At 34.5% G+C, this 26,007-nt stretch carries 15 protein-coding genes; 7 read left to right on the forward strand and 8 right to left on the reverse strand.

The features are described from left to right. Positions 1-2,099: AAA-like domain-containing protein (locus ACP6PL_RS29585; protein ID WP_426548943.1), on the reverse strand; the 2,099-nt coding region annotated here is incomplete at its 3' end. A 238-nt stretch (positions 2,100-2,337) separates the two neighbouring features. Here ACP6PL_RS29585 and ACP6PL_RS29590 point away from each other — a divergent pair. Beyond that, entirely contained in the window at positions 2,338-2,571 is a 234-nt protein-coding gene (locus ACP6PL_RS29590) for a hypothetical protein (RefSeq protein ID WP_426548944.1), read from the forward strand. Continuing rightward, positions 2,564-2,950: a type II toxin-antitoxin system VapC family toxin gene (locus ACP6PL_RS29595; protein WP_426548945.1), complete on the forward strand. Its 387-nt coding sequence runs from the start codon at positions 2,564-2,566 to the stop codon at positions 2,948-2,950. The genes ACP6PL_RS29590 and ACP6PL_RS29595 overlap by 8 nt, the downstream gene beginning before the upstream one ends. A 41-nt stretch (positions 2,951-2,991) precedes the next feature. Here ACP6PL_RS29595 and ACP6PL_RS29600 read toward each other — a convergent pair whose 3' ends face one another. From ACP6PL_RS29600 to ACP6PL_RS29615, 4 genes are all read right to left on the reverse strand, one after another. Then, positions 2,992-4,941, reverse strand: a complete 1,950-nt coding sequence (locus ACP6PL_RS29600; RefSeq protein WP_426548946.1) for an AAA-like domain-containing protein — start codon at positions 4,939-4,941, stop codon at positions 2,992-2,994. Positions 4,942-5,330: 389 nt separating this feature from the next. Next, positions 5,331-6,941: a glycosyltransferase family 39 protein gene (locus tag ACP6PL_RS29605; RefSeq protein ID WP_426548947.1), complete on the reverse strand. Its 1,611-nt coding sequence runs from the start codon at positions 6,939-6,941 to the stop codon at positions 5,331-5,333. 403 nt (positions 6,942-7,344) lie between these two features. Next, positions 7,345-8,880: a DUF6798 domain-containing protein gene (locus ACP6PL_RS29610; RefSeq protein WP_426548948.1), complete on the reverse strand. Its 1,536-nt coding sequence runs from the start codon at positions 8,878-8,880 to the stop codon at positions 7,345-7,347. Positions 8,881-9,182: 302 nt separating this feature from the next. Next, positions 9,183-11,294, reverse strand: coding sequence for a hypothetical protein (locus ACP6PL_RS29615; RefSeq protein ID WP_426548949.1), 2,112 nt, complete (start codon positions 11,292-11,294; stop codon positions 9,183-9,185). Between the two features lie 59 nt (positions 11,295-11,353). Between ACP6PL_RS29615 and ACP6PL_RS29620 the strand changes: the two genes are divergently transcribed. Continuing rightward, the gene (locus ACP6PL_RS29620) at positions 11,354-12,049 is read left to right on the forward strand and encodes an HAD family hydrolase (protein WP_426548951.1); all 696 of its coding nucleotides are present in this window, start codon (positions 11,354-11,356) and stop codon (positions 12,047-12,049) included. Positions 12,050-12,199: 150 nt separating this feature from the next. Here ACP6PL_RS29620 and ACP6PL_RS29625 read toward each other — a convergent pair whose 3' ends face one another. Both ACP6PL_RS29625 and ACP6PL_RS29630 read right to left on the reverse strand, forming a co-directional pair. Further along, positions 12,200-13,723 carry a glycosyltransferase family 39 protein gene (locus ACP6PL_RS29625; RefSeq protein ID WP_426548952.1) on the reverse strand — a complete coding sequence of 508 codons (1,524 nt, stop codon included), beginning with the start codon at positions 13,721-13,723 and terminating at the stop codon, positions 12,200-12,202. Between the two features lie 294 nt (positions 13,724-14,017). Beyond that, on the reverse strand, positions 14,018-14,986 hold the full coding sequence (locus tag ACP6PL_RS29630) for a lysylphosphatidylglycerol synthase transmembrane domain-containing protein (RefSeq protein WP_426548953.1): 969 nt from the start codon (positions 14,984-14,986) through the stop codon (positions 14,018-14,020). A 934-nt stretch (positions 14,987-15,920) separates the two neighbouring features. Between ACP6PL_RS29630 and ACP6PL_RS29635 the strand changes: the two genes are divergently transcribed. Then, complete coding sequence (locus tag ACP6PL_RS29635; protein ID WP_426548954.1) at positions 15,921-16,622, forward strand: sugar transferase; 702 nt, start codon at positions 15,921-15,923, stop codon at positions 16,620-16,622. Positions 16,623-17,332: 710 nt separating this feature from the next. On the opposite strand, the gene ACP6PL_RS29640 is transcribed toward ACP6PL_RS29635, so the two are convergent. After that, a complete protein-coding gene (locus ACP6PL_RS29640) occupies positions 17,333-19,045 on the reverse strand; it encodes a TonB family protein (RefSeq protein WP_426548955.1) in 1,713 nt (570 codons plus the stop codon). 415 nt (positions 19,046-19,460) lie between these two features. Between ACP6PL_RS29640 and ACP6PL_RS29645 the strand changes: the two genes are divergently transcribed. The 3 genes from ACP6PL_RS29645 (at position 19,461) to ACP6PL_RS29655 (ending at position 25,806) form a co-directional block, all read left to right on the forward strand. Continuing rightward, a complete protein-coding gene (locus ACP6PL_RS29645) occupies positions 19,461-20,351 on the forward strand; it encodes an alpha/beta fold hydrolase (RefSeq protein WP_426548956.1) in 891 nt (296 codons plus the stop codon). Between the two features lie 520 nt (positions 20,352-20,871). Beyond that, positions 20,872-22,233: a hybrid sensor histidine kinase/response regulator gene (locus ACP6PL_RS29650; RefSeq protein ID WP_426548957.1), complete on the forward strand. Its 1,362-nt coding sequence runs from the start codon at positions 20,872-20,874 to the stop codon at positions 22,231-22,233. A gap of 1,245 nt (positions 22,234-23,478) precedes the next feature. After that, complete coding sequence (locus ACP6PL_RS29655) at positions 23,479-25,806, forward strand: heavy metal translocating P-type ATPase (RefSeq protein ID WP_426548958.1); 2,328 nt, start codon at positions 23,479-23,481, stop codon at positions 25,804-25,806. The last annotated feature ends 201 nt before the right edge of the window (positions 25,807-26,007 follow it).

Genomic DNA, 26,007 nt, shown 5'->3' on the forward strand with positions numbered 1-26,007 from the left:
GTGAGAGTCTGCAATAATTTCCCCTGACGGTTCCATAATTTCACTGTATTGTCACGACTGGCAGAAGCAATCATCTGACTATCAGGACTAAATGCTACACCCAAGACCCAATTCTCATGGCCGGTGAGAGTCTGCAATAATTTCCCCTGACGGTTCCATAATTTCACTGTATTGTCACCACTCGCAGAAGCAACCATCTGACCATCTGGACTAAATGCTACACCAAATACCCAATTCTCATGTCCCTGAAGACGGTTAAGTTCTCGGTACTTTCCATCATCTATATATATAGCTTGACTCAGAGCATCTGTTATCTTCATCTTGTTATTAGTCTGGGGTTGGAAGATGAGGTTAGATTGTGGTAGTTGTTTGGCAGCTCTTAAAGCTTGCAGCATTGCCTCCCAATATTGATTGGAATCAAGCAATAATTTAGCAGTAATACTTTTACGCACTGCTTCTATTTCCGCTACCTTGAGATTTGCCCGCAAAACCGTAAATCCAGTAATAGCTGCCCCTATAAACGATAATACCAATACTGCAAAACTTATTCGCAGTCGCTTTTCTGCTTTGCGTTTTGCCTCATCTAATATCTGATTTGCCTTGGCCTTAGCATCCAACTCAATTTGCCCTTCCAATTTTTCCAGCTCGATCGCCTGTTTCTCTACCTCCTGAGCAGCAGCTAAAAATTGATAATCGCGATCGCTCAGACTTTTATCTACCGCCCACGTTAAAGCATCTGCCAATGCTTGACCCCGCAACAGTCGCGACTCATCCTTACATCCGGACTCTTCCCAAGCATTAAACGCTTCAGAGTAGGGGCGCAACTTTCCCAACTCTTTTTCCACCCACTGCAAATTAAACACTTCTTGATAAGTGCGGTTAGCAACTTGCAACCGCCCTTCCTGTTTCACCACTAAACCTGTAAGACGTAACTCCATTTGTTCGGGGTTGTCATTTGCTACGATCCCCCCCAACCCCCTCTTATCAAGGGGGGGCTTTTCCTCTGATCTCCCCTTTTCTAAGGGGGACGGAAGGGCGATTTCTTCTGGTCTCCCCCTTTCCAAGGGGGACGGAAGGGGGATCGAACTAGATAGAGGTTGTCTATCTGATACTTCTTCTGGTTTCCCTCTTTCTAAGGGGGACGGAAAAGAGATTAAAATTTGCTGATACAAACCCAATAACCGACTGGCTCGTTTTTCATTCACTAAGAGGCGATCGCGAATTGTCTTTAAATGTTCTGGGTCATCATGGACTTGCCAATTGTCAATAATCCTCTGTCTGACTAAATCGGCCACCCATTCGGCCTCCTGGCTATCTGGTACATTTTCTGGACTATCTCTAATCAATTTACAAACTTTCTGAGTCAAAAACGGTTGTCCCCCAGTCCAATCTAAAACTGCTTCCATCAACTTATTAATATTGGCAGTTTTATCAACTAAACCTTTTGCTAAGGGTTCTACTTCAGCTAACTGAAAACCTGTTAATTTTATGGCTTTACCAATATTAAAAGGAGTACGTTTTTTCTCTTTAATTAAATCTGCGGGAGTTGCCACACCAATCATGGCAAAAGTCAACCTTTGATAATCTGAATTATCTGCCCGTTTGTTATAACAGTCTCGAACAACTGCAAAAAAATCATCAATATTAAAAGGTAAGCTGAGGGTGCTATCTATTTCATCAATAAAAATTACAATATCTTGAGAAATGGATGGCAATAAAATTTCACCAATAAACTTACTAAAACGTTTAACATGAGAAAGTTGACTATTAGCTTCCCACAGTTCCTCAATATCAAAATCATCATCTAAATTTAAGCCAGTCAAAATAGTATCAATAATACTGGCATACCATTCTGAGGGAGTAATATCAGAAGTACCTATTTCTGTCATATCAATACTGACACAGGCAATATTATCTTGTTGTAAACGTTGGATAGTTTTCACCCGCAAACTAGATTTACCCATTTGCCGGGAATTTAAAACATAACAAAAATCTCCATTTTTTAAACCTTGATATAAATGGTTATCCGCTTGTCTGTTGACATAAGTTGTGGCATGAATTGGGAGACTACCACCAATATAATATTCGTAGTTATTCATATTGCTAGGGAATAGGGAAAAGTAATAAGCATAGGTTTGGTTGAGGGACGAAACCAACTAATAACCAGGTACAGAAAAAAATTATCATTAGATATATTAGAAAAGATAGTATTACTTTCTTTTGTTGGGTTTCGCTGTCGCTCTACCCAACCTACTTTCTAGATAAATAGAAAGTCTGGTTTTAAAGTTATTAGAATTAAGGTATTATATTCATAAAGTAAAGTTGAAAAAGAAAAAAATGGAAACTGTGCGAAAAATAATCTCCGTTGGTAGCGATCGCCAAATAAAAATTTCTCTACCTGAGACTATTCAACCTGGTTTATTAGAAATTGTTGTGGTGATGCAGTCTTTGCCAAAGTCAACAGAAAATCCTGTAGATTCTTTTGAGCCTTTAGAATTATTTGGTTTTCTACCACAACGGGTTGATGCTCTAGAATTTCAAAAAGAATTGAGAGCTGAGTGGGATGAATAAATTTCTGTTGGATACAAATATCTTTATTTACTATTTTAATGGTGAGTCAGTTGTACAATCAATTTTTGTTGATATTCTTGCCAATAAAGCGACTGGATTTTATTGCCCTCTGACATGGACTGAGCTATTGTGTTATGCTTCTCTAAGTGAAAGTGAAGCGAATCAAATACGAGCTTTTTTAAGGAAATTAACTTGTGTTTTATTGACAGAAGCAATTTTAGATTGTGCAGCTCGACTCCGGCGAGATTATCGGATTAAGTTACCGGATGCTTTGATTGCTGCTTGTGCCATTGAAGAAAATTGCACGCTTGTGACTCGTAATGTTGAAGACTTTAATCGAATTAATGGACTGAATTTATTCAATCCATTTGCTCCTTGAGAGATAGGTAGGATAGGCCAAGATTTGCCCACTCTACTCATTCAAACGTGAACTTGAAAATATTCTCTATATAAACCACACAAAGGCACAACAGCATTTCCCCGAAATTTAACTAATCCCATACTGCGTAATTTAAACCCTTCAATTGTACCAACTTCCACAGGAGTTTCTGCATTAACAACTTTTGTAATTGCAGTCTGCAAAGTTTCATCTTTTTGCAAGTTCAACAAATGTCGATGCAAGTGATTATAATAAGGTCCCTCGTCCGTTGGTGCGAGTTCTAAAACTCGTTCTAAAGTCATTTTTCTACTAGCAATTTCATAAAGTCCTAGACGTACTAAATAGGGATGCCCTCCTAACATTTCCATTAATTTTTCTATTTGTTCATCAGACCACATTAAGCCATGTCTTTGTACTAAATCTTTTACCTGTTCTAAGTTAAATTCTGGTAACTCAATTCCTAATCCTACATTAAAGGGAGATTGATTAATATTCAGAGGAATATAAACTTCCTTAGAGTGAACAATTATTAATCGTAATCTTTGCCAATCAGGATTATTTTTACCTTGTTCATGCCAAGCTCTTAATAAGGCAAAAAATTGTGTTGCTAAATCTGGATTTTGGAAAATTTCGTCAACTTCATCTAACCCCAAAACTATCGGCGTTTTAATTTCAGTCAACAAATATTTATCAAAATATTTTGTACATCGCTTTTTCACTCCCAAAACTTTTTTCCAATATTTATCTAACTGTTCTTCTAAATCCAATTCATCACTAACATTCGCACAAAACCACTGCAAAAATTTGTCTAAATTTTCCAGGAATTCCGCATCTATAGTTTGAAAATTCAAATAAACTGTCCGATAACCTTGTTGACTAGCATGAGCTAAAATTCGGGATAATAAAGAACTTTTTCCCATTTGCCGAGGAGCTTTAATTCTAATTAAAGCATCTGGCTTCATAATAGCTTGAAAACATTCTGACTCAATAGGCGATCGCTCAATATAAAAAGGAGAATTTAGAGGAACTTGACCTGAAGGTGGTTCTAATTGTGATTCGGGAACCTGAGTTATATTATTACTACTAATATTGGGAATAATCGGAGGAGCTATTTTAATAGTTTCTACCTGTTCTTGCTGACGGATTGATGATTCTAATTTTGGTCTGATATTCAATAATTCTGCCAAAGCAACTTGAGTATTTGGGTAGCGTTGATGCCAGTTAACTTTTACCATTTTTATTAATATATTAGCTAGCTCATCATTAATGCCAGAAAGTAAAGTTTCACAATCTATTTCTCCAGAAATATTATGGGGAAAATGTTGAGGAGATTTTCTAACTAGAGCTTGAATAACAGTTACTCCAACTGCATAAACATCGCTCGCAAATTGAGGTCTACCTTGTAATTGTTCCACAGACATATAACCAGGAGTTCCAATAGTAATAGTGCTAGAAGGTTGCCCATCATTACCAACTACTATAGTCCTGACTTCTTTCACGGCTCCAAAATCAATTAATACTAATTTTTTATCACTTTTGCGCCTCATAATATTAGCTGGCTTAATATCCCGATGAATCACATTATTATCGTGAACAAAAATTAGTAATTCCAGAATTTCCGCTAAAAATTCTATGACTTTAGATTCACTCCAACCGTGATTTATTTCTTTAGTTAAGTCATTACCGTCTATAAGTTCTTGAACTAGGTAAAATTCATCGTCATGTTCAAAATAAGCATATAAAGTTGGAATTTGTTGGTGTGTTCCTAGCTTATTTAAAGTTCGAGCTTCTTGCTCAAATAAACTCTTAACTTTTGCATTTTTTTTTGTAGGTTTTAGTCGCTTCACCACACACCTTGGTTTAGGAATTTCTGGTATATCTAAATCTTCTGCCAGATAAGTTTCACCAAACCCACCACCTTTGCCTAATATTTCAATAATTTGATAACGTTGACGTAGAATTTTTCCGATGAGAGAATTATTTTCAGACATTACTAATTAGCAGTTTTATCAGAAAAGTTTCCAATTATTATCGACTGTTTATCAACTTAATATTATAACCTATACCACGATGTATTGAAATTTCTATAGAATTAGACATCTCCAGAAAAGAGGGAGTAGGGACGTTCCATGTAACGTCCTTACAGAGTAGGGAGAAAGAATAGATGACTTCCACCCGATAATTTATTTTATTTTTTATTATTTGAAAATGTCTATTAGTCTGAATAAGTAGTAAATATTGACTCAAATCATTAAGTAGGTAAGTGAAAAAATTTATAACTACGTCATTGCGACTGGAATGGAGTGAAAAGAAGCAATATCAAGAGTTTTGACTACATCAAAATTTTGTTACATAGTGAAATTTATTTGTACCTATCTACTTAATTTTGTTCTTGCTTACTCTTAGTTAAAATCCAAAGTTCCCCACGATTATGAACTAACTCTAATGGAGAATTTTCTTGTTTTTCTAATCCTGAAATCAAACTCCATTGAGGACGAAATATGAACACATCACTAAAACCTTTTGGAACTTTTGGAACTTCCGGTTCTTCGATGAATAAAATTTTTACATCTGGTCTCAACATATATCCTAGAATAGCTAATCTTCCAGAATGATTACTAATAATAAGTGGCTGACTTGTTTGATTAATTATTTTGGCGACTTGAGCATCATAATAACTACTATATTTATTCCACCAAGTCTCAGCTTGAGAACTAATTCCACAAGATATGATGCCTAAAGAAATCACAGTTATAGTTACTACTTGCCAAAATTTATGTTGGATTTGATTTGTCAAGTCACTTAGTTTTGTTCCTAATAAATAAGCTACTGACAATTGAATTCCTAAATAAGCTGGAATTAAATAACGAGGAATAGTAGAACGTTGTCCGCCAGATATTAAGTCGGGAATTATTAAACATACTGGGGTGACTGCCATTAAGGTTAAGATAAAAATAGTTGCCTGTCGAGGTGCATTTTTAAGGAGGAAATAAATAGAGTAGATGACTAATATTAAAACCAATGCTAAGATGTACGGCCAGATAGTATTTAATTGTAATAAAGCATTATTATCAAAAACCAGTGTTTTAACATCAAATAATCTCTCAGACGAACCAACTTGAATATCAAAAAATGTAAAACCAAGATTGATAAACCATCTTTTAAACAAGTTAGACAAAGGCAAATTTTTGGAAATCCAACTAATCCCGTCAAAATGGGTAATTATCAAGATTAGCCAAGGTAAAAATCCTAAAAATCCGTATAAAGATGCTAGTAAATAAGCTTTAAATTTCTGGGTTAGTTTAAATTTTTCAATCAGGATTACATATAATCCATGACTAAAGGCTACTAATACAGAAAAGAGATTAGTATATAGAGCAAAGATGAGACTTACTATATAAATTTTCCAGGTACGTTTACTGTTAATTCGCATTGCTCGAAGTAGGGCAATACTTGATAATAGAACGGCAACGGAAAAAAGAGTATAAGCCCGTGCTTCTTGAGCATATAATACTAAAATTGGAGAAATTGCTGCCAGAGAAATTGCTAACCATCCTACTAATGATTTGCCAAATAATTCTCTACATAGCCAATAAATACAGGGAAAAATTAGTAAACTTGTTATAGCTGAGAAATTTCTAATGACGGCTACAGAGTTACCAAATAATTTTACCCACCATCTCAGAAGTACAAAATAAATTGGTACGTGTTCTGGATTATCTCTGGCTAGAGAACTGATAAGATTAATTGTGTTTTTCTCAGAATTAATCTCTTGATATTGCCGTAATTTTTCTACAGTAATAGTTCCTGTATTTAAGATTAAGTCGTCAAATTCGCCCCTCGTGTAACTGGCAATTCTTAAGGATGTAATTGTTTCATCATACCAGTAAACTTTACGGTCAATATTGATGAATCTAAAACATATTCCTAAGATTAGGGTGATGGCAATAAATATTTTTAACCAAGTAAAATAAGGTTTCTGCTGGAACATTAATTAAGAATTGAGAATTAAGAATTGAGAATTAAGAATGAATTATTATCTCTCCTTAAAAGAAGAGAATTGACTAAAACGATTTTTTCCTTTTTATATTTTTAAGTAGATTGTTTTGTTTGCTTTTCATATATCAACTTAGAAGCTTTTTATCATTTTTTTTGGTAAATATTGTTTTGAAGGTTATCAAATAGATATTAATTTGTCAATGGTATATAAATTCTCAGGCACAAGGTAACCATTCAGCTATTAGCATTCAGCATTCAGCTTTTGAACATATTCAAACAACTACTAAGGTTTGGTTGATCGCCAATTTCATTCATATTTCACTTCTTAGAGACTAATTCCTCCTTCCTATGATAATGAGTTAATAACCCATAGCTGATAGCTAACCACTGAATGCTTATTTATCAATTACTTTATACATCTGATATAAATTATCCATATAAATTTTTTCTACTCCTAGACAGTTAACAGAATCATCATTTTCAAAAATCACATGAGTTATCTTATATTTATCAATTAAATTCTGCAAAGCCTGACATTTAGCTATACCAGAATTATCATAAAATTGTTGTGCCATTAATAATCTGTCGTGCCATTCAATAACTTCTATATCTTTGTAGGGATGAGATTTGAGATTAATTAAAATCGGCGCACCTGTGGCAATTCTAAAATCAACAAATTTACCTGAAGCATAAGGAACTAAATAACTATCGCCTGGTTGTTTATTTTCTTTGACATATTCCATAATAATTGGTGTACCTTCCTGATTAATAGTTAGTTTTTCTAATTGCTTTCCCACTCCTGAAATAATGAACAGATATATTGCTACGACAGAGAAAATTTCTATCGTTTTTTTGTATTGCTTAATCCAAGGATGATATTTATCAAAAACAACATCCAAAACAAAAGCCAATATCATACAAGTAGAAATAGGAACTAAAAAAGCAGAGACGCGCCACGGAGTCAGAAATGCCAAAGTATTGTTGCTAGAAAAAATTTGAATTATTGTCAGAATAGTTGCTGTGGCAAAGGGAAAAAATAAGATAAAAAATAGTCTGGTTTTGCGGAGAAGATAGAGAGCGATCGCTACTACTAAAATCTGAATTGGAGCGGCAGGTTCGGTTAACCAAATATCGGGGAAGGAATGATGAGGTATTCTATTGACAAGTAAGCTTTCAGATATTTGAAAAAGTTCGGGAGATGTGGGTTTAAAACTAATAGTCATATAACTGACTACTGGTAAAACTAAGACGAATGAAAATGTACCTATTAATAATGATTTTTGCAGATTATTTTCATTTTTATAGGTAAGAATCATATAAGCTAAAGTCAGTAAAGCTGCACTAGGAAGATATGTGGGATGAAAGGTTGCAGCTATTCCTAAAGCTAAGACTGCTAAAAAAGGTTTTTTTATCAGAAAAGTATAGATAGAAAAGAGAATTAATACTCCAAATGTACAGGGTTGAAAATATCCGCCGAGAATATATTGCTCTGCCAAACCATAGTGAAGATGTACATGAGTTTTTAAACCAAAAATTCTGATTTGTAAACAGTGAATAGTCAGGATAAGGAGGAAATAAATTAGTAGCTTCAGCCGGGAACTATTGATTTTAAAAATTACTGATGCAATGCCGAGAATACTATAAACATAGATGCCAAAAATTAGGATGTAATAAAAGTAGAAAAAATTTTGATGGAAGTAGGAATAAGTGATTTTAACTAAAAAAGTAAAAGCAGGTAGAGGATCTAATGTATTAGCTAACCAATCTTTGTTTAAATAACCTAAACTAGCTTTGGATAATCCTTGTAAAAATTTCGTATGTTGATTTGAGGTATATAGGAGGTCTTGAGTGTAGGAAATTCCAAAAAGTAAACCTAAGATAAAAATTTGCCAGACGAAAATAATAAATTTGTTTTTGAGTATTTGCTTCATTTTTTAAGGAAGAGGGAAGAAGGAAGAAGGAAGAAGGAAGTCAGAAGGAGGAAAAAGGAAAAAATTTCCAGGAGGAAACTGAGATAGTAATCTTAAATAGGTTGTCATCTTTTATCTCACGGGGTTGCGTTTCAAAATCTCATTTTTCCTTGGGTTGGGAGACAAAAACCCTACAGTTTTTTTGACAAATAATTTAGGATTAGTCAATAGTATTTCCTCTAATTAGTTTACCTCACAAAACTCAGGTAGAGGTAAAAAATACAGGAGAAAGCTCATATAGACTCCACTCAAAATTTATTACATTATTCCTTCTTACTTCTTCCTCCTTCCTCCTTTTTAACTTCTTCCTTCTTACTTCTTCCTCCTTCCTCCTTTTTAACTTCTTCCTTCTTACTTCTTCTTTCTCCAATACATTTAGCTTCTAAAACCCATAATTTTTCTATCTCTAAAACTGAACATTTATCTATAGTGTCAACTATGGCAGGAAGATTTCCATTTTGGAGATTAATTCCAATTTGATTTCCCATTTGATAATACCACTGTCTCAACCAACGATTTTTTAGTACATATTCTGGCATAAATGCTCCACGATCTAAGATTAAAAAATCTATTCCATAAGTATCGATAAAATTCTCCATCCACTTAATATCTGAATGATACTGAGCAAAAATAAATTCTGTAGCTCGCTGTTTTATTTGACTGTAATAACCAAGATGATAAGGAATTGCATATTCCCAGGCAAAAAAGACTGAACGTTGAGAAAATGTAGGGATATAATCTGCCTCTTCTGATAGAGAAGCAATCAGAATATCTTTTGGTTGTTGAGCAAAAAATTCATATACTTCTGGGGATTGACCTTTTTGATAATCGGGGTAAGGAAAATTTTTCCATAAGCTCATGTCGCCTATTAATAAAATTCCCAAAAATCCAATAATAATCAATCCTGAAATTCTTCTATTTTTGCTGGATGGTTGTTGACTTACCCAGTGAAAAATTGCATCTAAAGTTATACACAAAATAATGGCAGTCGCTATAGCTAAGACTATCCGAAAACTATGATTTGTGTAACGACTTGGTAAATGTAGCTTGAATAATAAAATATGAGCTATCACGAATAAAATGACACCAGCTAACAAGATTTGGGGTAATAATTTAATGTTAGGATTTATTTGCTTAACCAAAGGTAATTGTCTGAAGAAATTTATTCCATTATCAAGGTTATAGCTTTTTCCTTCTTTATTCTTCCTTATTACTTCTTCCTCTTTCTCAAAAAATATTGGAAGGTTATAGGTTTTCTCTTCTTCCTTCTTCCTTCTTTCTTCTTCCTTCTGAAAAAGATTATAGTTTTTCTCTTCTTCCTTCTTACTTATTCTTTCTTCCTTCTGAAAAATGTTATAGTTTTTCTCTTGTTCCTTCTCACTTATTCCTTCTTCCTTCTGAAAAATGTTATGGTTTTTCCCTTCTTCCTTCCTCCTTCTTCCTTCTTCCTTCTTCAAAAGTATTGGCAAGAATAATCCAACTATTAATATATGAGGCAGAAATAATTGTTTAGGTAAAATTCCACTACGACCGCCGAAAATGAAAAATTTCCAGGAATTTTGTAAGAAAAAAACACTTCTACCAGCTTCGCCAAATTCTGGCAAAACTTTTGCCTGGGATGCTGTAATTACAGGTGCGTAATTACTAGAATTTAAAGCATAAAATAAAATTACCAGTAAACTTACTCCTAAACCTAATCCACTAAATATGTAATCTAGTCGATTTTTGCTAAGACAAAACTGCCCTTTTTCCCAGTCTAAAAATCTGATAATTAAAATCAAAGCAGTCAGGATAACGTATTGTGGATAAAATAATCCGAGGAGAGCAATCGCCACAACAAAAGGCAGTAATGATTTGCGCAATAAATAGTATAAAACTGCCAGAAATAAAGGATATAAAAAAGCTCTTGGTGTGGCGGAAGCTATGTCATCTTGCAGCCAAAGATTTTGACTTAATAATACTGAAGCAATAAAACCTGCAAAAGGTATAGGTAATATCTGAAAACAAATTCCAAAACAATAGGTAGCAGTTACCAAACTTAATCCTAAAGGTAATAATTTATTTAGGAATATTGGGTCTATTCCTACTTGGGAAAATAGCCAATAAAAAGTTTTATAACCCCAGGGTGCAACAGACTGAAAATAATCGGCAATTAAATCGTTTGGAAATAATTCTGGGTCTAAAAAACGGCGCATCCAAAAAACGTGCTGTCTTGCATCATCTTGTACTATATATTCTCCACTAAAAGCTTCTTTAAATGCTAATAAACTATATATTGTTGTGAAAGTTAAGCTGAGAATTAGCCAAAATATTTTCTGATTTTGTTTTGGAGTATTTGATGGGATTAAAATTTGTTTAAGCTTTTGGATATACATTTAGACAGGATATGATAGGGTTCTGTTGCAAACAAAATTAACGAGTTACCCCAATCAAAATGACTACAATACTATTTTGGGATATTGATGGAACATTATTAACCACTGGTAGAGCAGGTATTTTTGCCCTAGAAGATGCTGCTCGAGACATAATTGGTAAAGAGATAGATTTATCAAAGCTCGATACAGCAGGGGCAACAGATCGCTTACTCGCAGCTCAAATTTTAGAATTAGGGGATATTACTCCTGATGATGGCAAAATAGACCAATTATTACAAGTTTATAGTGAATATTTACCTCAAAGTCTGACTAGAAAACAAGGGGCAGTATTACAGGGAGTAAAAGAAATTCTCTCTCATTTACACCCTCACCGTAACGATCTAGTTTCTCTATTACTAACAGGAAATACCTCTGTAGGAGCAAAAGCAAAACTTACTCAGTATGGTTTAGATAGTTATTTTGATTTTACCCAGGGTGGATTTTCAGATCAAGTCGCAGATAGAAAAGCGATCGCCCGTCAAGCGTTAACTAGTGCCCAAGAATTAGTCGGAGAAATTAACTTAGAAAAAGTTTATGTGATTGGAGATACGCCCCATGATATAAACTGTTGTCAGGCCATTGGTGCTAAGTCTATTGCTGTTGCTACTGGTTCCTATAAATTGGAGGAGTTACAACAACATAATCCCTGGTGGGCCATACCTTCCTTACCAGCACCAGATATTTTCACCGACAAAATAGGTTTAGGAAATGGTTAAAACTTCGATTCTGCAAGACAAAATTTAGTGTCAAAAAAAGGAGTCTGGAGTCAGGAATGGGAGTCAGAAGATTTATTATTTTTGGCTTTGATATTTTTTTTGATTATATTTATCTGAGTAGTTATAAATTCTTAAACACCAACCCAGACCTCAACTCATATCATATAAATATACATAAGACCCAGGTTTTTCAAAAGTATCTATTCTGAGACCAATTTCATTCAGATAATAATTTAAAAATCTTCTTTCTGCTGGAATATGAGTGTGAGAAAATAATAACCATACTCTTTTATTCCCCCGGAGTTTGTCCAAGTCTTTTTCATATCTTGTCATCTCAGTAATTGATAATTCTTGACCATCATATTTATCTAAATCATCCACACCAATAATATAGTCACCTTCTTGATAATCATATTTTTCTGCATAATACTGAAACTGATATATTCCTCGTTGATAAACATACAGAATATCTCCTGGTTGTTGATGTTTTTTGATATAACTTAACACCGGTTTAATATCTGAATAATTTATAGGCTCTTCTATCAGATCGATAGCTTTTGCGAAGGGTTGCCTGAGTAATAAGATAATCAAGAAAATACTAATAATTTTGATTGGTCGATATTTCGCTTTAGTCAAAATATAACCTCCACCTTCTGCGATGAGAAAAATTACAAATGGTATTAGAAATAAAACCAAACGACTCCGAAATGGGTATTGATGTAAAAAGGATGCTAAAAAAGTCATAAATATTGGAGAAATTAAGAGCAACAAAATTTTTTTTCTGCTCAACCAACAAGAAATACAACCTACCAAAAAAGCTACAATAGCTAACCCATCAACCCATTTACTAAAGCCTAAAGGTTTATAGAAAAATTTCCCAAAAGCATCTAGCATCCAAATAATATCAAATGGGGAACTAGGAAAACCATCTCCCCAAGAAGTTGTTAAAGTTTCATTGCCAGTTAAATTTCTCAAAGACACAAAATAAAAGATGATAAAACTTAAAACCCAAGCTGAGTAAATGAGTAATAATTTTTTGACTTTACTCAGGTCTTTTTGCCAAAAATTAATTAGTAAAGCACTTCCTCCAATACTTGCCAAAATAAAGATAGAAGGATGAGAAAACCAAATAGCGATTGCTCCTACCAGAGAATATTTAATCATCTGACCCCGGTTCAATTTTTCTTGTAGCAAAGGTAGTAATAATAGATATAAAAGGAGAGCGATCGCCACATCGCTAGAATACTGTTTTACTTCTGCTGAGTAATACACTAAATATGGCAAACTAGTAAATAAAGCCAAACTAATCATAACACCAGATTTAGGAATTAATTTTTTGCCTAATTCATAAAATAAAAACAATGACCCGACACCACAGACAAAAGGAAACAACCGCAGAGCATACTCATTATTACCTAATATCTGAACTGCTAATTTTTCCACCATCAAAAAACCTATTGGCGCACCTTGGTCATAATCCAAAGGTTGGAATAATTCTAAATAAGAACGATTGACAATATTAAGAGATAAAACTGCTTCATCTGCCCAGAGAGAACGATTAGCTAAATATTGAATTAACCTCATAGCCACCCCAAAGGCAATTATCAAATAAGGTAGTATTGGTCTGTCAAATAAAAACCTAAAATCTGGTAAGTATAACTGTTTATTTTTCATAATTTATATCTTCAAAAAATCTGGTGTAGCACAGGCATCTTACCTGTAATAGCTGTACAAAATCAATACCAACTTAATGAAAATTTCTACAGTTGCTTGAGTATGATATTAGGGGGATATGGGAGAAAATAACAAAAGTAAAACTAACAATAATTAATAATTATCAAAAAAAGCTATTTGGTTATTTTTATTACTTAATAATTGAAGTTTCACCTAACTTATAAATTTTACAGGCAAGATGCCTATATTACGAAGGTTTTACTATTAATATTTGCACTTTATTCCCACCCTCCCCTACTCCCTATTCCCTACTCCCTCCTCCCTAGTAATTAAATATTTCCCAAAAAATGGTAAACCTGCAATTGCTGGTAATAAATAACGGGATGTACAAAGCAACCCTAAAGCAGCTCCAACTTCTTGAGGAAAATAGGGTTGATAAAACATAATAAAAGCAGCATCACGAGTACCAACTCCAGCAAAAGTTAAAGGTAATAATCCAGCTAAAATTGCTAGAGAAGATAATGCCAAACTTTCAATAAATGGTGCTGAAGCATTTAACGCCAAAGTAAAAAACCAGATTTGTGATAAATGCCCGAACCATATAAATATAGAGGTAGCAGCAAATTTTGTTAATTGTAGTTTGTCGTGCCAAAAATATCTGTGCATTTCTATCCACGATTTTTCTAAACTATCAATTTTTAAACTAATTTTTTGAGGGGCAATTTTCCGGGAAATTTCAAAAAATATTCTGGCAAATTTACGAGAAGATAATAACAATAAGCATATGATTAAACCTAATGCGACTCCAGCAGTCATTATCCAAAATAATAAGTCTTTTTCTGGATAAACAATTAAACCAAAAATACACCAAATTAACAAAGAAACCAAGTCACAAGCTTTTTCAAAAATGACTAGAGATAAAGATAAAGTTCCTTCTAAATGCCCCCTTTGTTTCATAAAATAAGCTTTGCCAATATCTCCCATTTTTGAGGGCAAAATCATATTCAATACACTGGCGGCTAATATTAATTCGTTTGCTTCTCTAAAATTCAAATAAGATGATGATTTTCTACCCTTTTTTGGCATTAACTGTTGTAATCGCCAAGCAGTTAACATTGTCAATGGAATTATCATGCTTATACTGATTATCATCCATACAGGGTCAGAATTTTGAAATACTTTTATTAATCCATCAAAATCAATTTTCCAGTAGATCGCTATTAAAATAAGTAAGCTGATAATTAGAGAAATTAGTCGTTTCATTATTTATTTGTCAATTAGTCTTGATTATGCTCAGTAGTGATTCTAAAGTATTTCACAGAGTCTAAATTACTATAGATTGCTCAATCTTTGTAGTAGTTACAATCCTTCCCGTTATTATTAGGTACAATAGCTGGACTTTTGACGGGGTAAATATTTTTTGCTTGTTCCCCTACTCCCCTACTCCCTAAAATCTTTAACATAAGTACCTCATAGCTGTGGAAACTGCTGTATTCTCTCTAAAGAGACTTGTCCTTTTTTTCTACTCTCAACTTCTACCTGGTTGATTGTGTTTTATGTGAAGCACTCCCAATTATGTATTATTTTGATATACGCAATAATACAAACGTTGCTGCATTATTGACTATGTATGGAGGACTACCAGGTTTTTTTTGTGACTTTTTACTGAGAGTATTTTTTTGTAAAATTAAATACTAAATTTTTAATCCAATCTACAAATACCGAAAAATATAATAATAGAAAAAATTATTAATTATACATGATCTTTTTTGGGATTAAGTGACATTAGATGATAAATAAGTAAAATCTACACAGAAACTTTAAAAAAACGGCTGGAATTTGTGAAGATTTGGTAAAGCTAAGTAATTACCCCTACCACCTTCAATGCTCCTATTTTAAAATATGTATAAAATCACTCACAAAGGGACAATCAGCTAAAAAAGTAGACAGGGGTTAGGTGAAGCGGTCTTAGGTGATGAGGAAAATACGCAGATAGTAAAGTTAAACTTGGGTAAATAACCCTCAATATTTAACCTGAAAACCAGTAAAAATCCCTATGTAGCAAAAGATTATTACTACCAATTCTTTTCAATTTCCGCCCGTCACCCATCCTCTCTCTTAACCAGAAGTCTAGTTGTTAGCCCGTCATATCAAAGCCTTTAATCATCAGTAAAAATATTATATCAGGGTGTAAACAATGATAAATACATCTTACTTATCAGTATTTTCAAATATTAACTCTGTAGCAGTTCTACAACAAAAATACTTAGGTAATCTATCGAAACAAACAGTTCATCCATCTGTAACTAGCAAAACCAAGCGTTTAATCGACATTTTAGGAGCTTTAGTCGGGTTAGGGATCGTAGGAATAGTTGCAATACCTCTCTGGATATTAATGCAAATTAATACTCCCGGTCCTTTATTTTTCACTCAGGTACGCTGTGGTTTCAAAGGCAACACCTTCTATATCAGGAAGTTTCGTTCAATGGTGGTTGACGCAGAAAAATTGAAGCACCTAGTTAAAAATGAGGCGAAAGGTAACATATTTAAAAATGAGAACGATCCCAGAATAACACCTATAGGTAATTTTCTCCGTAAGACTAGCTTAGACGAACTACCTCAATTTTGGAATGTTCTCATGGGAGAAATGAGTTTAGTAGGAACTCGCCCTCCTACTGTTGATGAAGTCAAACGTTATGAAGCTCATCATTGGTGCAGACTAGATGTAAAACCCGGTATTACTGGAGAATGGCAGGCAAATGGTCGTTCTCGTGTGAAAGATTTTGAAGAGATAGTGCGTATGGATCTTGAGTATCAGCAAAAATGGTCTATTGCATACGATCTCAAGTTAATTTGGAAAACTATTTGGGTAGTGTTGAATAAATCAGGTGCCTGTTAGTTTGAATTTTTAGTAGTCGTGAATAGGGGATAGATAACACTGGAGTTACCGAATAGTCATTATATTAGGGTGTGTTGCAACACACCCTAATATACTGCTAACTTATCACAGAGTATTTTGTATAAGTCCTGACATTAATCTAAAACTTGTCTAAATTTCTTGAATTATTTAGGGTTTGCTGATTAAACATCAAAGCCTTTATAGATAAAAATTTCAGCCTTTTCAGGTCTGGAAAAAGTACAAGGTTTTCGTTCTAGGAAGCTCAAAAAGTTAGGATTTTGGGTTGACTCATGGCTGAAAAATCAAGGGATAATTCTTCTGACTACCTCCTCGCTCATTCCCTATGTCTCCTGTCTCCTGTCTCCTGTCTCCTGACTCCTACCCTTATCCATAAGACTTTTTCAGCAAGCCCTATTTAGTTTCACAGTATTTAATACCCATTCACTTTAAAGATGTCATATCAAATCCGGTTCAAATCCGGTAGCATCGGTATAAAAAAGCAGAGAAACCGGGTTTATTAAATACCCCACTATACTAACATCTACCTGCCATAAACCCGGTTTCTTATAACACTTCCATTGCAAACAGATTTGATGTCACCAATAGTTTCAATCCTGATAATGTCAAATAATCCCTTGAAATTACTGTAAGGTCAAAATTTTCAGTTTATCAAATCTTACTTTTAACTTTTAAATTTTGACTTTTGACTTTTATTCCTCTGTTGCCCTTGCTGCACTACAATTAGAACTATCAAAATTAAATTCATACTGATACAGTTTAGAGTCATCACTACTATTAAACGATCGCTTACTTACTGCATCTAAAGCAGCTTCATCTAACATTGGAGAACCAGTTTCTAGTAACAACTTTGGTCCTTTAGTAATAGTACCATCTGGACTAACTAATACTCCCACCGTAGCTTTACCTTCCAACTTTTGATCACAAGCAGCTTCTGGATAAACATCAGAAATAGCTTTGGGTTGAGTCAAACTTTCTTCACCTACATCTAATTCTATTGCCCACTGCATATAAGCACCAACAGCACCTAAAGCTATTTCTCTTGACTGCGACTCCTCAGTAACTGTAGCATTTGTTTGCTTTTGTTGCTGTAGTCTTTGCAACAGTGAACCCTGAAATTCTGCTGGCGGTTGTACTGATGGGGAAGGTTTGGGAGGAGGAGCAACAGATGGTGTTATTTCTGGTGTTGGTGGTGTTGTTTCTTCCACAGTAGCAGCAGCTAAATTTTCTTCAGGTTTTGGGGATGATTTAGGAGTAGGAGTAGTTTCAGTAACCTTTTGTTGTTGTGGTTGTTCCAATTTTTTTAATAATGAACCTTTAAACTCTTTTGGTTTTTCTGGTGTTGGAGATACTTTAGGTGTAGGAGCAACAGATGGTGTTTGCGGTTGAGATTTTTTAGTCTCGGTTGGTGAGGGGGTAGCAACAACTATCTTTTGTTGTTGTTTTGGTTCCTCTGCTATATCTTGAATAGTTTTTCCTTCCCGTAATTGTCTGACTATCGGTGCTTCTGGCAATCGATTTTTTTTTGTCGGGTTTGGAGGTAAAGGTGTTTTTTGTGGTTGAGTATTAGTATTATTTTCTGTTGGAGCAACAGCAGTTTTATTTTCAACTTTATCTTGGTAACGTTGTGGAGGCAATTTTAAATTTGCTGAGTATGATTTCTCAGTTGAGTTTTCACCTACAGAAGTTTCATCTGTAGGATCTATCTCTAGAGTTGGACGACGAGATAAACCTGATTCATAGACTTTATCTGTCAAGTTTAAATTTTTCCTAATTTGATATTCATCTATTTGACTTTGGTTTGGATCTTGTGGTGGTTCAATTTGAAATATGTCTACAGGTGGACGATTTGTACTAGGTAGTGGGGGTGGATATATTGGTGTTGTTGGTAATGGCGATCTACCTGGTATGGATGGATTGGGAAATTCTCTTAAATACGGATTTCTGGGCAACCTGGAAACAGAAGGAGTGGAAAAAGAGGGGGTAGAAGAGGATGAGGAAGTAGAATCTAGGGGTGGTAATTTTGGTAAATTGTAGTCTGAGGGATCTACTGGTATTGTCGGCAATTCTGAAGATGGAGATTGGGAAAAAAATGGTATTTCACCTGGATTTGGTGGTGTAATAGGAGAAAAGTCTGGAGGTGCTGGTATTGTAGAAAATGTAATTTCTGGTTCTTCTGGTTGGGGCAGAAGTTCAAGTTGTTCTGGTGTTAATTCGACTAATCCTACTGTTGGTGGTAATTTAGCTTTCTCAGAGAATAGGGATAGTTTTGGTAAGTTAATTCCTAAAATGGCATGGATAATCACAGAAGTAAAGAGTGCTATCCATATTGGTTGACGGAGGGTGTCTGTTAAAGAGGATTGTTCAATGGGTTGATCTAGATCTAGGGAGGAAAAGTCAGACATATTAGGAAACTCCTATAAGGTATAAAAGTAAAAGTTTAGTTTATAATTTAACTAGCTATCAGCATTCAGTTTTCAGCATTAGGATATGAATAAGTATAGCACTACAAAAAACTGTTCAGAAATTAATTAAATTAAAATCATCTACAGCCTTGTTTTGATTTTAGCTGATAACAGCGTTATGACTTGGTTAGCTGTTTGTGTTGCACACCATCCCCTAGAGAATAATTTTGGTGCTGGAATACTTAAAGCTATAATAGATTATTTTAAACAAATATAGCGATACATAAATATCTTAGGACATTTCTCTATTCCCTATTCCTTACAACCAAAATTTATTGTCTTAACCAAAAGACGTAGTGCTATATGATATATTTATGTATGAATATATGTAATAAATATCTCTCTTATTTAACCAATGACAGAATTCTATACCTGGAAAGGATATAGTTGTGCTTATGAATTGTATCCACAAAAACAGGATGATACTAGTAGTATACCTTTATTACTAATACACCCAATTGGTGTCGGTTTATCTAAATTTTTCTGGCATAGATTTTGTTCTCTATGGCAGGAGGAAAATTTCCCAAATCCTATCTATAATCCTGATTTATTAGGGTGTGGAGAAAGTGATATGCCATCTGTGGCATATTACCCTGTAGATTGGGCTGAACAATTACAATATTTTTTAGAGACAATTGTGCAAAGACCAGTAATTTTAATTGTGCAAGGTGCTTTATTTCCTGTGGCTGTATCTCTAGTCAAACTGCAACAAAAATCCAATTTAATTTCTGGTCTAATCTTATCAGGACCTCCTCAACTGGAGTTAATGCAAAAATCTAGTTCACCTGTGCAAAATAAATTGAGATGGAATCTTTTTTATTCACCAATTGGTAAAGCTTTTTATCGCTATGCACGCAGTAGAAATTTTTTAGATTCTTTCTCTAAAAAACAATTATTTGCTAATGCTAATCAAGTTGACAAAGAATGGTTAGATACTCTGACAAAAGGAGCAAAAAAACCTCAAAGTCAATATGCTGTTTTTTCTTTTTTAGCAGGCTTTTGGAGACAGGATTTTAGTCAGACGATCGCTCAGATTAATCAACCGACTTTAGTATTAGTAGGAAGTCAAGCATCAACTATTAGTAAAACAGACACAACTGAAACTCCAGAACAAAAAATGAACAGTTATTTAAAATATTTGCCTCAAGCAAAAGGTAATCAAATATCAGGGCGAAATGTTTTACCTTATGAGTCAACAGAAGAATTTATTAAAGTTGTAAATCAATTTTTAGTAACAATTAATTAAGGGCTTAAAACCCTATAAAAAAATATCAAAATATAAGTAGTTATTAGCTGGCTTGTTGTTGAGTGTATCAAAGCAATTGAGAAATTGAGAGAAAATAAAAAGTTAATGCCGAACTATTCTCCCTTAATCCTAGCAGTAATTATTCATTATTAATTAGGGGTTGCCCTCAAAAGTCTGATGGTGAAGGGAGGGAGTAGGGAGTAGGTAGTAGTGAAAACTCAACACAGACAGGGAGTTATACAGGAGGTACTCAGAAAAATTATCCTTTGCTCCAACCTCCATGACTCTTACCCAAATACTAACTTTTTGAGCTGATATAGCTTACAATCTCCTACTTTTTCCGGAATTGAAAATGCTCAAATCTTTATCTGCCCATGCTTTGATATTTATTCAGCCAACCCTAATTACTCTTTGCGAAGCATTCTGAAGAAAAGCAAAAGAAAGGAAAGAAATAGCTGACTATAAAGAGATTAATACTTACGTCAAAATATCGGAAAATTAGAATTAGGTATAAAGTCAAATGAGTAGAGCTGAGAATAATAGTAAAACTGAAACACTAAACAGCACGATTTTAATTGTGGATGATAATCCAATCAATATGAAATTAGCAGTTAGTGTTTTGGAGAGCTATAATTTTAATATTTTAGTATCTCTTAATGGTGAGAATTGTTTAAAACAAGCAAGAGAAAATAGTCCAGATATTATTTTACTCGATGTTTTAATGCCTGGAATTGATGGCTTTGAAACCTGTAAACGCTTAAAAGCCGATCCAGAAACTAGAGATATTCCTGTAATTTTTATGACGGCTTTATCAGATACAGAGGATAAAATTACTGGGTTTGAACTGGGAGCAGTAGATTACGTTACTAAACCAATCAAAATAGATGAGGTTTTAGCAAGAGTAAAAGTGCATATACAACTGCGAAAATTAACTAAAAAATTAAAGGATAAAAATGTACTGCTCCAAGAAGAAATTCAGCAAAAAATAATAACAGAAGCAAAGCTTCAAGAAACATTAAAAGAGTTACAAGTAGCCCAAAAAGAAATTATTGCTAAAGAAAAACTTGCCTACTTAGGTACTTTAACTTCAGGTATTGCTCATGAACTTTGTAATCCTCTCAATTTTGTTCAGAATTTTGCTCAACTTTCGTCAGAATTACTAGATGAATTTATGGAGGATTTAACTTTAGAAAATAAAAAAATTGAAGCTGAAAAATTTGAGAATTTTACAGAAATAATCAATGACTTAAAACATAATACAGAAGGAATTTATCAACATAGTAAAAGAGCTGAACGAATTATTAGAATGATGGTCAAACACGCACGACTTGATAGTAGTCAGTTACAATCTAGTAATTTGAATAAAATTTTAACGGAATCATTACAATTTGCTGGTAAAAGTCTCTGGGAAAAAGATGAATTTCCGCTCAAAATTAATACTAATTACGATGATTCAATAGGTGCAGTTTTAGTTTCATATTCCGATTTGATTCAGGCTTTTATTAATATGTTTGATAATTCCTATTACGCTCTCAAAGCTAAGTTAGAACAACAGGAATCTATCAATCAAGATTTTACTCCTACTTTATTTATAAAAACCTGTAACTTAGGAGAAAAAGTAGAAACTCGGATCTATGACAATGGAATAGGAATAAACTCAAAAATAAGAGAGAAAATTTTCGATCCATTTCTAACTACTAAACCACCTGGAGAAGGAATAGGTTTGGGTTTATCTCTCACTTATGAAATTATTGTTGGACAATATAATGGCAGTATTCAAGTAGAAACTAAACTAGGAGAATATAGTGAATTTATCATTGAAATTCCTGTAACAAAAGATATAGCTGAATTTAGAATGCAGAATGCAGAAGTCAGAAGTTAAATTCGTAGCATGGACTAAATTTGAGAAGTCCGAAAATGTTCTGGCAGTAATGGCAACTACTATACAAGATAGGATAAAACTAAATTATGAGTCAGAAGCACTCAATATATCAAGATTCAATTCTGGGTTTATGGAGCTTCTACTTATTTAGTCAAAAGACATCACAAAGTACCTTTTGATAACCAGATTTGGTATAATACCAATTTAATAAATATTTGCTACAGATGAATTAACTATTTAGGGCTGGCTGATTAAATCTAAAAGCATTGACATATAAAGACAAGTGCCTTTTTTGGGTCAAAAAAAGTGTGCCTGTTTCAGCTCTTCATGCTCAAAAAGTTCGTATTTTAGGCGCATAGTTGGGCAGAAAAATCAAGGGATAATTCTTACTTCTACCTTCTCTAAATTCCCCGTTACTCCTGTATCCTGGCTCCCCTCCAGGGAGGGGCGGGGGTGGGTTGGGTTAGTGGTGGGTTGTCTCCTACCCCTACTAAAAGACTTTTGAGCGCAAACCCTATTTATGAGGAGTCACAATGAATTACTTCAATACCATTTTTTCGGTTGTAAATCCTCTTGTTTATCAAAGGAATATCTTCTTTCATTAATTGATAATGGATAATTAACTCTGGTTAAAAGTAAGCATTCAGCTATTAGCTGTCACCTTTCAGCGATAATATCAAATCCGGTAGTATCGGTATAAAAAAGCGTAGAAACCGGGTTTGTTTTAAATGCCCTGTTGTATAACATCTACTTCCGACAAACCCGGTTTCTTATAACACTTCCATGAAGAGCGGATTTGATATAAAACCTCAAGCTTAAAGAGAAGGTTTAAGTGAATATCGACTTGAAAACTGGCTTCTGTAGTAAGATTTAATTCTCAATAATAAAGCTTTTATCAGCAAAACTAAAAGCAAGAGCTGATAGCTGAGAGCTGACGGCTGAATGCTTACGGTTAAAACCATACTTAATTGAATATAAATAAATCTTATTGTTCTTTATTATCAATCAATAATGGATAGTCTATAATGAAAATTATCTATAATTATTAATTATTAATAGAGGCTTTATAGCTTGATTTTTCGGTAAAAAGCAAAATAAAACAATAATTTGTGCAAATATTTATCTAAAATCAATCTTAACTAAATAAAATCTTAAAAAAATAGGTTGACTTATTGGAAGATCGCTATTTTTTTATATATTAAAATATTAAAACAGAAACTTTAACAAACCATTGGAGAAAATTTGATGCAAGTTGCACCTAAACCAGAAACAACAACAATTAACTATTCCCCACCAGAAACCATTACCCTTGATGTAAGTGGGATGAAATGCGCCGGATGTGTTAAAGCAGTGGAGCGGCAACTAACTCAACAAACAGGCGTTATCTCTGCTCGCGTTAACCTGGCAACCGAAGTCGCAACTGTTGAATGCCAAACAAACCAGATAGATCCGAATACCCTCGCCCAAAAACTCACAGATAACGGTTTCCCGACTCAACCACGCCTCGATACCTCCGAAACAGACGCCGCCAATAAACAAAGTGAACGCCATCGTCAAGAAATTAAACAGCAAATTTGGCGCATAGCGATCGCTTCTTTGCTACTAATTCTCTCAGGTGTCGGACATTTAGGACACTTCATCGGCGTAGAAATTCCTATTCTGGGGAATATTTGGTTTCATGCAGTTTTAGCTACCGTCGCTCTATTACTACCAGGGCGGGAAATTATTATTGATGGTGCTCGTAGCCTGTTACGCAACGCCCCCAATATGAATACTTTAGTTGGTTTGGGTGCTGTTACTGCCTATACTGCTAGTATTGTTGCTTTGTTATTTCCACAGTTGGGATGGGAATGCTTTTTTGATGAACCTGTAATGATCCTTGGTTTTATCCTCTTGGGTAAAACCCTTGAGCAACAAGCAAGATATCGGGCAGCATCTACCCTACAATCATTAATTGCACTCCAACCAGCAACTGCACGTTTAGTTCCTCCACCCAATGGCAACAATAATTCTTCTGAGTCTGTAGAAATTCCTGCTTCACGAGTCAAAGTGGGAGAATATTTACAAGTATTACCTGGGGAAAAATTTCCTGTGGATGGGGAAATATGTGATGGTAAAACTACTGTGGATGAGTCTATGCTAACTGGAGAGTCGATACCTGTAGTTAAAGAATTTGGAACTAATGTTGCTGCGGGAACTATTAATAAGTCTAGCGCTATAGTTATCGAGGCAACTCGCACAGGTTCAGAAACTACATTAGCTCAAATTGTCAAATTAGTTGAAACTGCCCAAACTAGAAAAGCACCCATTCAAAATTTAGCAGATACGGTAGCAGGATATTTTACTTATGGCGTGATGACTATTGCTAGTATTACATTCTTATTCTGGTATTTTGTCGGTACTAATATTTGGTCTCACGTTTTGCAAACATCAACTCACGAGGGGATGATGATGAGTCATTCTACTTCCCCTCTACTTTTGAGCTTGAAATTAGCGATCGCTGTTTTGGTTATTGCTTGTCCCTGTGCATTAGGTTTAGCAACACCAACTGCTATATTAGTCGGTTCGGGTGTGGGAGCCCAAAGAGGTTTATTGATTAAAGGTGGGGATATATTGGAAAAGGTGCATGAGTTAGATACTGTCGTTTTTGACAAAACTGGAACCTTGACTACCGGACATCCGACTGTCACCGACTTAGTAGGGGATAACCCAGAATGGTTATTACAAGTTGCTGCTACTGTAGAAAGTGGTGCGAGTCATCCTTTAGCAGAGGCAATTTTACAAAAAGCAGAGGAAGAAAATGTGGCGTTATTACCAGCAACAGATTTTTATACTGAACCAGGTTTAGGAATATCTGCTGTTGTTGATGGTAAGGTAGCTTTAGTTGGTAACTGGGAATGGTTGAACAAGCATCAAGTTATTGTTGAGCAGGAAAATATTTCTACTTTAACAGGTAAAACAGCAGTATATGTTGCTGTTGATGGGGTGTTAGTTGGAATTATTGGAGTTAGTGATGTTTTGCGCAATGATGCTCAAGTAACAGTTAAACGTCTGCAAAATATGGGTTTAAGAGTAATGTTATTAACAGGCGATCGCTCTTCTGTTGCCGAAACTATTGCGCAACAGTTAGGTTTAACTACTGAAGATGTTTTAGCAGAAGTACCACCGGAAGGTAAAGCTCAGGCGATCGCTACTTTACAGTCAAAAGGTGAGAAAGTGGGAATGGTAGGAGATGGTATTAATGATGCTCCTGCTTTAGCTCAAGCGAATGTAGGTATTGGAATGCAAGCAGGTACAGATGTGGCGGTGGAAACTGCTGATATTGTCTTGATGCAGGATAAGTTGATGGATGTGGTAGAGTCTATTAAACTTAGTCGCACCACTTTCAACAAAATTCGTCAAAATCTGTTTTGGGCATTTGCCTATAATATTGTTGGTATTCCTGTAGCTGCGGGGGTATTGTTGCCGAGTTTAGGAATTATTCTTAGTCCTAGTGCTGCGGGTGCTTTGATGGCTTTTAGTTCTGTGAGTGTTGTGACTAACTCTTTATTATTGCGTAGCACATTTCGTTGAAATTAGACTGCAAGTAGGGACGTTCCATGGAGCATCCCTAGACTATAGGAAGCAATCTCAGGGTTTGAGGAGATTGCTTCCTTCCACTCCGTTCCAGTCGCAATGACTTGGGTATAATAATTATCCGGATTTTATATGAACGAAACCTCCTGCCTTCTCAATTCTCAAGTTGTCATTGCGACGATAGGAAGCAATCTCAGG

Source organism: Dapis purpurea BLCC-M126 (assembly GCF_050015975.1).
Classification (GTDB): Bacteria; Cyanobacteriota; Cyanobacteriia; order Cyanobacteriales; family Microcoleaceae; genus Trichodesmium.

Excerpts from the sequence above, each read along its gene's own strand:
- ACP6PL_RS29590 (WP_426548944.1), top strand. The coding sequence starts at position 2,338 with ATGGAAACTGTGCGAAAAATAATCTCCGTTGGTAGCGATCGCCAAATA.
- ACP6PL_RS29595 (WP_426548945.1), top strand. The coding sequence starts at position 2,564 with ATGAATAAATTTCTGTTGGATACAAATATCTTTATTTACTATTTTAAT.
- ACP6PL_RS29600 (WP_426548946.1), bottom strand. The coding sequence starts at position 4,941 with ATGTCTGAAAATAATTCTCTCATCGGAAAAATTCTACGTCAACGTTAT.
- ACP6PL_RS29605 (WP_426548947.1), bottom strand. The coding sequence starts at position 6,941 with ATGTTCCAGCAGAAACCTTATTTTACTTGGTTAAAAATATTTATTGCC.
- ACP6PL_RS29610 (WP_426548948.1), bottom strand. The coding sequence starts at position 8,880 with ATGAAGCAAATACTCAAAAACAAATTTATTATTTTCGTCTGGCAAATT.
- ACP6PL_RS29615 (WP_426548949.1), bottom strand. The coding sequence starts at position 11,294 with ATGTATATCCAAAAGCTTAAACAAATTTTAATCCCATCAAATACTCCA.
- ACP6PL_RS29620 (WP_426548951.1), top strand. The coding sequence starts at position 11,354 with ATGACTACAATACTATTTTGGGATATTGATGGAACATTATTAACCACT.
- ACP6PL_RS29625 (WP_426548952.1), bottom strand. The coding sequence starts at position 13,723 with ATGAAAAATAAACAGTTATACTTACCAGATTTTAGGTTTTTATTTGAC.
- ACP6PL_RS29630 (WP_426548953.1), bottom strand. The coding sequence starts at position 14,986 with ATGAAACGACTAATTTCTCTAATTATCAGCTTACTTATTTTAATAGCG.
- ACP6PL_RS29635 (WP_426548954.1), top strand. The coding sequence starts at position 15,921 with ATGATAAATACATCTTACTTATCAGTATTTTCAAATATTAACTCTGTA.
- ACP6PL_RS29640 (WP_426548955.1), bottom strand. The coding sequence starts at position 19,045 with ATGTCTGACTTTTCCTCCCTAGATCTAGATCAACCCATTGAACAATCC.
- ACP6PL_RS29645 (WP_426548956.1), top strand. The coding sequence starts at position 19,461 with ATGACAGAATTCTATACCTGGAAAGGATATAGTTGTGCTTATGAATTG.
- ACP6PL_RS29650 (WP_426548957.1), top strand. The coding sequence starts at position 20,872 with ATGAGTAGAGCTGAGAATAATAGTAAAACTGAAACACTAAACAGCACG.
- ACP6PL_RS29655 (WP_426548958.1), top strand. The coding sequence starts at position 23,479 with ATGCAAGTTGCACCTAAACCAGAAACAACAACAATTAACTATTCCCCA.